This window comes from Acinetobacter sp. 148 (assembly GCF_031196675.1).
GTDB lineage: Bacteria > Pseudomonadota > Gammaproteobacteria > Pseudomonadales > Moraxellaceae > Acinetobacter > Acinetobacter baumannii.
This window is the reverse complement of record NZ_JAVIMT010000055.1, coordinates 1-909: the sequence shown is the minus strand read 5'-3', so window position 1 is coordinate 909 and position 909 is coordinate 1. Positions and strand designations below refer to the sequence as shown.

The window sequence follows — 909 nt, the reverse complement described above, 5'->3', positions numbered from 1 at the left end:
GAGAAATATGAACTTAACGTATCATGTAATCAATTTAACATAATCTGTATTATACGAAATCATACTGTAACTCCAAAATAGAAATGTCCGGTTTCTCCAAAGGGCTTTGTTGCACAAAGATTTAAAAGATAACACTCTGCTCATTTGAACAGAATTCAAGTGACAACTTGGGTATGAGGACGACCTAATTCTGTAAATTTGTTCAATACGGCTATGCGTGCATGAATCTCATTCACCTGACTAGAAAAACTCCTTGCTGTTAATTTATCACCTAATAGTTTGATGCAATGCATCTTGGTTTCAACTAAACTTCGACGATGATAACCAGACCATTTTTTCCAAAGCGTTCTTCCTAAACGTTTAACTGTTTTCAGTAACTCATTCCGCTCTAAAGATCTCAATTTCTGATCTTTCCATGGTTTTGCATTTTTTCTTGGCGGAATGAGCGCATGTGCATCTCGATCTAGAATGACTTGTCTGCAGTGCTTCGTGTCATAAGCACCATCGGTATAGACCGAATCAATTCGTTCATCTAAGGGAATTTGAGCAAGTAAATCACCGAGTACTTGCGAATCGCTCACATTATTTGTAGTAAGCTGTACTGCACGTATTTGCAAGGTTTCAGCATCGATGCCAATATGAAGCTTACGCCATTGGCGACGATATTCAGGTCCATGTTTCTTACGTTTCCACTCACCTTCACCTAGAAACTTTAAGCCAGTTGAGTCGACGAGTAGATGTAGCCCATCACTACTTTTTTGATAGCTAATCGCAATATCAATATGTTTTTGTCTTCGACAAAGCGTACTGTAATCTGGTGCGGTCCAATTTAATCCACAAAGTTTAATCAGACTTTGAACAAAACCTGTGACCATGCGTAAAGAGAGTCTAAATAAAGATTTGATCATT

Annotated in this window: 1 protein-coding gene; it reads right to left on the bottom strand. The window is 38.0% G+C overall.

The features are described 5' to 3' along the window. Nucleotides 1–155 precede the first annotated feature (155 nt). Nucleotides 156–909 (bottom strand): IS5-like element ISAha2 family transposase (locus RFX69_RS09105; protein ID WP_000597506.1); only part of this gene is annotated, 754 nt, incomplete at its 5' end.